General features: G+C 45.9%; 10 protein-coding genes. 4 read left to right on the top strand and 6 right to left on the bottom strand.

Features of this window, described 5'->3' with window-relative positions; translation table 11 throughout:
• From VMW01_02255 to VMW01_02245, 3 genes are all read left to right on the top strand, one after another.
• A partial coding sequence (locus tag VMW01_02255) for an IS1595 family transposase (GenBank protein HUW05059.1) occupies nt 1-126 on the top strand: 126 nt, incomplete at its 5' end.
• 262 nt (nt 127-388) lie between these two features.
• The gene (locus VMW01_02250) at nt 389-643 is read left to right on the top strand and encodes an AbrB/MazE/SpoVT family DNA-binding domain-containing protein (GenBank protein HUW05058.1); all 255 of its coding nucleotides are present in this window, start codon (nt 389-391) and stop codon (nt 641-643) included.
• Nucleotides 631-963 carry a type II toxin-antitoxin system PemK/MazF family toxin gene (locus VMW01_02245; GenBank protein HUW05057.1) on the top strand — a complete coding sequence of 111 codons (333 nt, stop codon included), beginning with the start codon at nt 631-633 and terminating at the stop codon, nt 961-963. Before VMW01_02250 ends, VMW01_02245 begins: the two co-directional genes overlap by 13 nt.
• 169 nt (nt 964-1,132) lie before the next feature.
• Here the strand turns inward: VMW01_02245 and VMW01_02240 are convergent, their stop codons facing one another.
• The 6 genes from VMW01_02240 to VMW01_02215 form a co-directional block, all read right to left on the bottom strand.
• Entirely contained in the window at nt 1,133-3,526 is a 2,394-nt protein-coding gene (locus VMW01_02240; GenBank protein HUW05056.1) for a T9SS type A sorting domain-containing protein, read from the bottom strand.
• Between the two features lie 125 nt (nt 3,527-3,651).
• Entirely contained in the window at nt 3,652-4,404 is a 753-nt protein-coding gene (locus VMW01_02235; protein ID HUW05055.1) for a hypothetical protein, read from the bottom strand.
• A 396-nt stretch (nt 4,405-4,800) separates the two neighbouring features.
• The gene (locus VMW01_02230; GenBank protein ID HUW05054.1) at nt 4,801-5,247 is read right to left on the bottom strand and encodes a hypothetical protein; all 447 of its coding nucleotides are present in this window, start codon (nt 5,245-5,247) and stop codon (nt 4,801-4,803) included.
• 380 nt (nt 5,248-5,627) lie between these two features.
• Nucleotides 5,628-6,833, bottom strand: coding sequence for an L-serine ammonia-lyase (locus VMW01_02225; protein HUW05053.1), 1,206 nt, complete (start codon nt 6,831-6,833; stop codon nt 5,628-5,630).
• 45 nt (nt 6,834-6,878) lie between these two features.
• Nucleotides 6,879-8,966 carry a hypothetical protein gene (locus tag VMW01_02220; GenBank protein ID HUW05052.1) on the bottom strand — a complete coding sequence of 696 codons (2,088 nt, stop codon included), beginning with the start codon at nt 8,964-8,966 and terminating at the stop codon, nt 6,879-6,881.
• Nucleotides 8,967-10,172 (bottom strand): hypothetical protein, encoded by a 1,206-nt coding sequence (locus VMW01_02215; GenBank protein ID HUW05051.1) that lies wholly within the window; start codon nt 10,170-10,172, stop codon nt 8,967-8,969.
• A 318-nt stretch (nt 10,173-10,490) separates the two neighbouring features.
• Here VMW01_02215 and VMW01_02210 point away from each other — a divergent pair.
• Nucleotides 10,491-10,684: hypothetical protein (locus VMW01_02210; GenBank protein HUW05050.1), on the top strand; the 194-nt coding region annotated here is incomplete at its 3' end.

Raw genomic sequence — 10,684 nt, 5'->3', positions numbered from 1 at the left:
CAATCCTATATCGATGAGTATACCTACCGATTTAACCGTAGCTTTATGGGGAAAGGTCTATTTGACAACCTTTTAGACAGAATGCTGACCATACAACCGCATTCCTATAAAATGCTTATTACTTAAATGCCTAATTCAATATTCTAAAACTGTAAACAATTCTCTTACACTCCCATACTCTTGTCCAATTGCATTGGTCTGCTTGCTTAAAGTTCATTAATTACCCCACCTATTGGTGTAGTTAACTTATACTAGAGTAAAGTCTTATGTGAAGATTGTCAAGAAGGAACTTCTTTTTAAGACACTGCCGCACCGGATGTGGGTGCAGCGAAAACATTGTTATAACAAGTAATAACATTGTTTCGTATATTTGCAAAAAACAAGCTGCATGGAAACAACAATCATAAAAATTGGAAATTCTCAAGGGGTAATCATTCCCAAGCGAATGCTGGACAGGCTAGGCCCCGGTAAGAAGATGGAGATACAGGTTAAGGACGGGGGACTTTTCCTTGCTCCCATCCAGGACAAACCCCGCAAGGGGTGGGCGGAGGCATTCGCCAAGGCCGCCAAGGAGCATGCGCCTGAGGGGGACTACTTCGAGGGCGTGGAGAACGCGTTTGACGGGGAGGAATGGACGTGGTAGCGGTAAGGCGCTTTGAGGTTTGGCTGGTGGGGCTTAACCCAACCGTGGGCTCCGAGATTAGCAAGAGCCGACCTTGCCTGGTTGTCTCCCCAAACGAGGCGAACAAGTATCTGAGCACCGTGACCGTTGTGCCGCTCACGAGTACCCTCCGAAGCTACCCAACCCGCGTTAGCTGCCGCTTTGAGGAGAAGTCCGGCCAGTTGGCCATAGACCAAATACGAAGCGTTGACAAGGCTCGGCTCACTAAAAAGTTGGGTGTGATGGACGAGGAGACCTGCCAACTGCTCTGCAGCACCATCGCCGAAACCTTCCGGTACTAGCTGCTGGTTGTATTGTCCTTCTTTTTGCTCGGCTTCGGCCTTAAGTAGGCTGAAGCAACATCTTGGGTCATCGTTTGGAGAATATTATTATTAAATCAAGTAGCCTAAATACAAAGGAGAGCCTCCAGTAAACTGAAGGCTCTCCTTTACCAAAGAAATGAGCAGTGAACTACTGCTTTACAAAGCGTTTCGCTACCCTTTGGGTATCGGTTTGTATGCTGATTAGGTAGACTCCAGGCGCAAGGGAGCCCGTATCGATAGTCTCAGAACCAGTAGGGCTATCCACCTTTTTTGTTAGGACTATTTTACCCGATACATCCATAATGTGCAGGTAGATGGCGCTCCCTTTTGAAAGTTCCGATAAGCCCGATATGGTTATTGTGCAGGTGGTAGGGTTGGGAAAAACATTAATAAACTGTTCTACATCTACTGTGCCTATACCAGAAGGTGAAAATACAACTTTTCGGATTCTGTTGTTTCCTTCATCTGCAATAAACAAATTTCCGGCTGCATCTAGGGCTACGCTTGATGGATAATTTAGCGAAATTGATGTGGCGGCACCTACATCACCCCAGTAGCCACCAAAGTTATTGCCTGCAATGGTTGTAATAGTTCCGGTGGCAGCGTCAACTTTTCGAATTCTGTTGTTTTGTCTGTCCGCTATGTACAAATCCCCGGCTGCATCTACGGCCATCCCGTATGGAAAATTTAGCTGAGCCGATGTGGCGGGGCCCCCATCACCCGAGTAGCCGTAAGTGCCATTTCCTGCCACGGTGGTAATCACTCCGGTAGCAGCGTCAACTTTTCGTATTCTTTGGTTATTTTTATCCGCAATAAATAAATTCCCAGCTACATCTACGGCTACCCCGGTTGGCCAAGCTAACTGAGCCGATGTGGCAGCGTCTCCATCACCCGAGTAGCCTTGAGTGCCATTTCCTGCTACGGTGGTAATCACTCCGGTAGCAGCGTCAACTTTTCGAATTCTGTAATTAAAGTAATCCGCTATGTACAAATTTCCGGCTGCATCTATGGCTACCCCGTATGGCCAAGCTAGCTGAGCCGATGTGGCAGCGTCTCCATCACCCGAGTAACCTTGAGTGCCATTTCCTGCCACGGTAGTTATAATTCCTGAAGTGGCGTCAACTTTTCGTATTCTGTTATTTCCAATATCCGCTATGTATAAATTTCCGGCTGCATCTAAAGCTACCCCGCCTGGACGATTCATCTCAGCCGAGGTTGCGGCGTCGCCATCACCCGAGTAGCCTCCAATGCCGTTTCCTGCCACGGTGGAAATAATTCCGGTGGCAGCGGTTACCTTACGAATTCTGTTGTTTCCTTCATCCGCTATATATATATTTCCGGTTGCATCTATGGCTACCCCGTATGGAGAATCTAGTTTAGACGATGTGGCGGCGATCCCATCTCCCCAAAAATATCCATTTGTATCGCCTGCCACGGTAGTAATAATTCCGGTAGTGGCGTCAACTTTTCGGATTATGCAGCTTCCATGATCCACTATATACAAATTTCCGGTTGCATTTAACGCTACCCCTGTTGGACCACTCATCTCAGCCGAGGTTGCGGCGCCACCATCACCTGAGTAGCCCCAGGTGCCATTACCTGCCACGGTTGTAATAATTCCGGTAGCAGCGGTTACCTTTCGGATTCTGTTGTTTACTTCATCTGCTATATAAATATTTCCCGATGCATCTACGGCTACTCCCCATGGCCAATCTAGTTGAGCTGATGTGGCAGCGCCGCCATCACCAGAATAGCCTTGAGTGCCATTTCCTGCCACGGTAGTAATAATTTTGGTAGCGGCGTTTACTTTTCGTATTCTATTATTATAACAATCCGCTATGTATATATTTCCGGCTGCATCAACGGCTAATCCGGATTGGTAAGCTATGGCTAGCTGAGCCGACGTGGCGGCACCTCCATCACCAGAGTAGCCTTGATTGCCATTTCCTGCTACGGTAGTAATAATTCCGGTAGTGACGTTTACTTTTCGGATTCTATTATTATTTCCATCCGCTATATACAAATTTCCAGCTGCATCCACGGCTACTCCGTTTGGATTATCCAGCTGAGCAGATGTGGCAGCGCTTCCATCACCCGAGTATCCTTGAGTGCCATTTCCTGCCACGGTAGTAATAATTCCTGTAGCGGCGTTTACTTTTCGTATTCTTTCGTTTAGAGATTCCGCTATGTATAAATTCCCAAATTTATCTACGGCTATCCCACATGGATCAGATAGAGCGGCCGATGTAGCGGCGCTTCCATCACCTGAGTACCCAAGTGCACCATTTCCCGCCACGGTGGTAATAATTCCGGTAGTGGCATTTATTTTTCGGATTCTATTGTTTCCATATGTTACAGATAAATTTCCATCTATTATATATATATTCCCGGATGCATCTACGGCGATGGAAGATGGAGAAATGGGAACTGTTATTGCTGATAATCCATCGCCAACGCCCCCTCCTGCTACGGTGGTAATAGTTTGTGACTGGCTGGATATCCCGATAATTAGGCCAAGGGTGGTAAGTAAAAATATTTTCATAGTGGTAAGCTTAAGATTGCTGTCATTAATACATTTTGGTTGCGGTTTCAGGGCTATGGTGTTCTAAAAAGGTAGATTTAAAAGATTTCACGATGTTTTTGATTTTGAAACAACTCTTCTAGCGATTATCTGTAAGGTCCATATTCTCTTCTTCCTATATTACTTTTAGTTTTTATATTCATAAAATCAGACCTCTTATTCGATGATAAGTTAGAATCGGTTATGTTATATGAAATCAACGTCTTCTTATATATAGTAATTCCGTTTTCTTGTTCAATCATACCAACATAACCAATGTTGGGAGCGTAATACAGATATGTTTGATCAGGATGTCCGTTTGTAAGGTAATTGTAATTGTACTTGTAACAATCAAATGAACCAAGTTTAGTTTTAAAAGGCTCGTTAACAGCTAAGCACGTGTAATAAACGGTATTGTAGATATAAAAAAATGAGCTATCGCCTATTTGGCCGTGTGAGTAGTTAATATGATCCCAAATCTCATTAATTTTTACAGGATACTTAATGTTTAGACTTTTTTCATAAATATAGGTACCATTATCCGTCTTCCCTCCATACATGTAAAACCCTGTTGCATCATAGTTGCATAACCACATAAAGTTTGGAGCAGTATTCCAACTCCAATCGTATAAATCAATAGATTCACCCTTATAGGTAACGTTGGTTATTCCAGTTATAGATAGTCTTGATGTGTCAACATTTGTAAGATCACCAATGTTGGAGAATGTTGAATCAACAAATTCCCAATAATAACCAACTCCCAATGGTTGTATTAAAACTTGTTTGGTTTCCGGTTCACTATCCTTTTTGCATGAAAAAAGTAGAACCGCAATTAGAAAAAACAGAATGTTTCTTTTCATAATTTAATTTCTATTTAGACATTACTTTTTTTAACATAAAAAAACAGGGTGCAACTGACGTATATGATGAAAGTTGTATGGTTCTCCCATTGTTGGTATGTAATGTGCAGTTTTAAACTGTTCGGTAGACAAATTTAGTATCTTTTACAATTATTCAATGGGTAATTGATTTTTTTCACTTATTTATATTCATAACAATTCCAGCCATATCTCATTTTGTCCATTACAGCAGGATTAATCAGATTTAAAACTTCAATTTTTTTCTCTTTTCGACCAAGTTTAGTTCAAATTGAACCGCATCGTTAAAGAGGTTGTGCGATCACGTTGCACTTGGAATGTGTGTACCTCGCAGAGATGGAGGTTTTCACTAGATTTTTAAGCAGAAGGTAGCTGCACCTATTCCGGCCTCTCCAGCTTAAACCGGATGCGGAGCACGCCATCGGTGTAGTCGGAGGAGAGAATGCGCAGCTGTCCAATTTCGGAGGTGTTGGCCACGTGTGGTCCAATGCAGGGGCAGGAGTCGTAGCTGCCCACCTTTACAATGCGAATTTCGTCGCCTGCCTCCTCTGGTAGCCGCGAGAGGTTGAAGCGGCTCTGGGCCTCGGCTCGCGGCAGGAACTCCTCGCTAATGGGAATGTTTTTGGCAATAATCTCGTTAACCTTGTCCTCCAGCGCAGCCAGCTCCTGCTCCGTAAGCGGGCGCGTGAAGTGGTAGTCGCACTTGCTCTTCTTACGCTCGAGGTGGTTGCTAAACGATCGGCTGGTGCCAAACATCCGAACCATGGTTTGGTTTAGGATATGCTCGGCAGTATGCATCTGTGGGTCGTAGTTTTTCTCGGACATTTTTTAGGGGATTAGGGGATTAGGTTTTTAGGGGATTAGGGGATTAGGAGTATTGAGTGCAGTTTGGCTTCGCTGACCTCGTTGCGCTAGGTTCTGGTTACACAGAGTGGCACCGTGTTTTCCACAGAGTTCCACGGAGTAAGAAAGATTCTTTTCAATGCCATTAGTCTCATTGCCATATTGAACAATTGGCACATTTTCTTCGGTCTTCTGACTTTTTAGTAACCCGTCAATCGGTCACCTGTCACTTTTCTGTCACTTGTCACTAATTTTCCACAGAGTTCTGCGGAGTAAGAAAGATTATTTTCATTGACATCAGTCTCATTGCCATATTGAACAATTGGCACATTTTCTTCGGTCTTCTGACTTCCGACTACTGACTACTTAAACGCCTCCCACTTCTTGGCCAACCCGCCGTAGCCGGTTTCGCGGTAGGCACTCTGGAGGTCACGGCCAGTTTCGGCCATGGTTTCTACCACCTGATCGTAGGAGATTTTATGACCACCGTCGGAGAACATGGCGTAGGTTGATACCTGGTAGGCCTTTCCTGCCCCAACGGCGTTTCGCTCGATGCAGGGAATCTGCACAAATCCCAGCACGGGGTCGCAGGTGAGGCCTAGGTTATGCTCAAAGCCCATCTCGGCGGCATACTCAATTTGGCGAATGGAGCCGCCCAACATCTGGGTGAGCGCAGCGGCAGCCATGGCGCAGGCGGTACCAATTTCACCCTGACAGCCAACTTCGGCACCGGAGATGGAGGCGTTGGTTTTTACCACGTTTCCAAATAGCCCGGCAGTGGCTAATGCTCGTAACACCTTTGTTTCGGACACATACTCGTGTGTAGTAGAGGCGTAGTATAGCACCGATGGAACCACGCCGGCCGAGCCGCACGTGGGTGCAATGGCAATGCGGTTGCCCGCAGCATTCTCCTCCGATACCGCAAGGGCGTAGGCAAACAGTAGCCCAATGCTCTTTTGAGGGTTGTGGCTGCTCAGCGCCTTGGCGTAGCTGGAGCTGGCCTTCCGTTGCAGCTTAATGGGACCGGGGAGCACACCTTCGCTTTCGAGGCCATCCTTTATGGAGGCGAACATTACATCCTTTACCTCCTTGAGATAGTCCCATATCTCGGGACCTTCATAATTTTCCACATATTCCCAAAACGACTTACCCTCGGTTTTGCACCACTTCATAATGTCGGTCATCTTCGACAGGGGGTAGATGTGCTGCTCGTTTACAATGCCGTTGGCATCCTTCAGGTCGCCACCACCAATGCTGTAAACCTCCCAGCTGTCGGTTACCGTGCCATCGTGCTGCAGCGCCTCAAATAGCATTCCGTTGGGGTGAAGAGGGAGGCTTACCTTTGGATTCCATACAACCTCTAGTGTACGGCCCTCCATGTTTTTTTGTAGGGCAACGTCGGTTTGGTGACCAACTCCAGTGGCAGCAAGACTTCCAAAAAGGGTTACCCGGAAGCTGCTGGCTTCTAAATTCTTGGCCAAAAACATCTCCGCTGCCCGACCTGGGCCAATGGTATGGCTGCTGCTTGGACCAAACCCTAGCTTAAATATCTCCTTAATTGATTGCATAGCGCTTACTCTCCTTGTTTGTTAGGTTTGTCCGGCAGGTTGTCACTATTTTGTTGCTGCGGGTATGGTATCCTGTTTACTTTTGTAATCCTTTTCCAGTATGCAGGGAGCAGGTTTTTGGCGCACCCCAATGGTATCGGGTAGTGCCGGTATGGTGTCGAGCTTTGGCTTCGCTGGTCTTGGGTGTTGCTTTACGCAGAGGTCGTTACGACGGCTACAAATAAAGTCGAAGTTGGCCGGAATATCCGAAAGCAGCTCCAGCATTTTCCTGTTTAGTTCCCGAATAATCTCCAGTGGTTTATCGGAAACCGCTCTGTTAGAGAAATCGTAGAGGTCGTCGATATCGCGCTTGGCTAGCTGCAGCCTATTATCCAACAGGGCCATGCTTGGCGACATGGTTGAACCGTTGGGGTATAGGCTATCGAAATTCTGTTTTATGATTTGATACTTCTCCAAGAATAGGTATGACTTTTCGAGCACAACGCGCGAAATGCTGTCCTTGCGGGTTAGCTCTTTTTGGCGAAGAAAATCAACATAGGTGGTTCTGAAGTGCTTGATGGCTGCAAGAGCACTGTCGCGACAAAGTTCACAAGAAGTTCCACCGAGTAGCTGCTGTAGCTGATCTGGGGCATTGCTGTTGCCATCTGTCGCCTTGAGCGAGTTAATCTTCTTTACCTCCAGCATGTATTTCTTGGCGTAAATCTCCCTCTCCAGGTGCGATATTGCTGCATTGGTGAGCCTACCCTCGATGGAGTTGTTCCAGCTATCTCCGGCGAATATGTCGGCAAAGTGCAGCTTGCTCAGCATCTCCTCCTGCTCCTCATACTTGGTGGGATATCGGCCTGCCTCAGCATTGTTGATAGCAATCACCAGCTCACGGGCGTTTTTCAGGTTAATATCCTCCTCAAGGTAAAGTCCGGCATAGCCCTGCACTCGGTTATACTCCGGCTTGAACACCGTGGCGTAGGTGCTGTTTTCCACATTCATGGCATCGTTGTCGCGGTTAATCTTGAGCATGGTCCGATAGCTGGTTACCACCTGCATAAGGCTGGTGCTTGTTCCGTTTGAGCCAGCAACCTTCACGTTTAATTTGTAGAGTTCAATGGCACGCTTGAGGTCGTTGAACGATGTTAAAAAGTCGAGGAAGTTTCGTTCGAGCTGGTAGGTTTCATTGCTTATAAGCCCTTTGGAAAATTCGTTTTCAATACGAAGCCTTCGCTGGTCGATAGCCTGGGCAGTGACTTCATCACCCGATATTTGCTCCATGCGGTAAAGCGACTTGTAGTTTACCACCACAATGAGCGGCGAGTCGTGGTAGGGAATAAGCGCCGAAAGCAGCTTGCGCGAAATGGTGGGGTTGTAGGTGGTATCCATAAAGTTTTGCAGCGCCTCGGTGTCGAAAACTGGAGCGAGGTTATCGCCTGCCGTGAGCGCGTAAATGCGGATGGAGTGCAGCCGGGTATCGAAGTTTTTCTGCTCAAACAGCCGAATGGTGGAGCTAAACCGGTACTCCTTATTGCGCGTTGAGGCCTCCAGGAAGGAGCCAAACTCGCCAACAAGCGTAAATACGGCAGTGGTTGGGTTGGTGAGGTTCGCCAAATTCTTGAGCTGTCCGGCCACTAAGTTCAGCACCTCGTCGCGGCTATTGTTTGTAATGGCACGGGCACGAATGGTGGCATCAATGAAGTTGCCTGCCGAGTAAAGCGGTAGGTTATCGATAATGCGAACGTGGTCCAGATTGTCGCTAACAAAGGTCTGGTATTTATTGTCCCTATCCTTGTCGATTTGGAAGTTGTAGATGGGGTATATGAGGTCGTTGGGGCCAAATAACTTCACATCCTTCAGCTCGGCGGTGAGCAGCAGAAACTCCAACTTTTCCTGAGGCTGCTTGTGCTTAAACCAACCATGCCGTTCCTTCGTGCCATCAACGTTGAGGTCGTTAATGAGCTTGTTGAAGGTATGGCCGTTGAAAAGATAGATGTCGGTGGAGAGGTATTGCCACTGGTTGCTGAACGGCGTTTTTACCGTATCGCTGAAAACCAAGTTGGTTTTAATATCCATTTGGGCAAAGGTGGCTGTATGGCACACCACGCCTATCAATAAAAGGAGTACTCTCCTATACCCGGTGTTCATCTATTCCTCTTTTGTTGCTCTTTTTGCTCGGCCAATGGCCTTTGCTCTTGTAAACTCCTTGGTTGGATCGAATAGGTAGCGATAAGTGACGTGTGTCTTACGGATTTTGGCCCCAATTTGTTCCTGCAGGCGCATCATTACTGGATTGAAGTCGCCAATCCAGTTCATTTCCAAAAAGTTGTATTGAAATCCTTTTTGCAATGCCACATCGGCAAAGGCCATAATAATGCCACCTTCGACACCTTTGCCTTGATACTCTGGAATTACACCAAAAATTTGCCCCAATGCAGTTTTACATGTTCTTCGGATTTTGAGCAGGTAGAAAAACTTCACTTTTGCCCAAAGATTCATTTTCCCATGTAGGTGCTTAATTACCGCATTAATTTCAGGGATCATTACGTAGAAGCCAATGGGTTCGTTATTGTGAAAGGCGAAGTAGATAAGCTTAGGATCAATAATGGGTTTAAGCTGGTTCATCAAGGCAGTGGCGTGCGCAGCGCTCATTTCCGAAACGCCACCATGTTTTGCCCAAGCTTTGTTGTAGATCGTTCGGAAGTCTTCCGCAACTTTTTTGAGTTGGCTTTTTTTTATGTGCCCAAAGTGGTACTCTGGATTTTTTGCTATCCGTACAGCTTTCTCCTGCAGGCCTGGGTGCATGCTATCCAGCGTAATGTTTTTTGCATAGGTGTATTGGTTAAAGTAGTTTTTAAATCCATATGCCTCGAAAAGTTCTTGGTAGTATGGGAAGTTGTAGGGCATACCGTAGTTTGCAGGAACAAAGCCATCTACCAAGCACCCCCACCAGCGGTCGCGATCGCCAAAGTTAATGGGGCCGTCCATGGCCTCCATTCCGCGCTCCTTAAGCCAATCGCGACAATTATCAAACAGCATGAACGCAGCATCGCGGTCGTTTATACACTCAAAGAAACCCATTCCTCCGGTGGGCTGCTCATTTAGTGATGCATTTTCAGGATTAATAAAGGCAGCCACGCGTCCAACTACCTCTTTTTTAGTGTTGCGCAGAAGCCAGCGAGCAACTTCGCCCTTTCGCATCAACTTATTTTTCTTGGGGTCGAAAACCGCCTCTATTTCATTATCGAGCGGTTGAATCCAGTTAGAATCATTTTTATAAAGAGCCACAGGAAGTTGTAGAAACTCCTTAACCTGTTCACTGTTAGTGATTAACTCTAATTTAAAATCTGCCATCATTTAAAAGTTTTGATAAGCTAAAGTAGAAAAAAAGGGTTAACGGGGAAGGTATGCGCGCCAATAAGAATATATAGAGAATAATAAATATGATCATAACAATTTGACATACTGACTGTTTTATGAAAGAATGATCGTGTATGCAAAAAATTAGGATGCATCATTTAACCATAATTAATTGTTGTAGTCTTAAACCGCAACTAGTAAGTGTATTTTATTCCGTTCAACTTGTGTCTGATTTAGCTTAGCGTAAACGTAAAAGCAATTTGTATTTTGTATTTTGTTCGGCCAATGAGTAGTAATTAAATCCGTGTTCTCATGAAATTGTCTATATGTCGGGTTATGCTAACCCTTACGATGTTTTCCGTTGTTGGAATTGTGGCCTCAGCTCAGTCGTTATCGGAGTTAAATGCAAAAAGGGTAACGTTGCCTAACGGTTGGAGCCTTACACCTGCGGGGAAAAGTTTGCCACTGGGTGATTTGCCGCTCAACATTGCAGTTTCACCAAACCA

Origin of the sequence: Williamwhitmania sp. (genome assembly GCA_035529935.1) — a bacterium.
In the GTDB taxonomy this organism is placed as follows: Bacteria; Bacteroidota; Bacteroidia; order Bacteroidales; family Williamwhitmaniaceae; genus Williamwhitmania.
The sequence above is the reverse complement of the archived record's forward strand: the minus strand, read 5'-3'. Positions and strand labels throughout refer to the sequence as shown.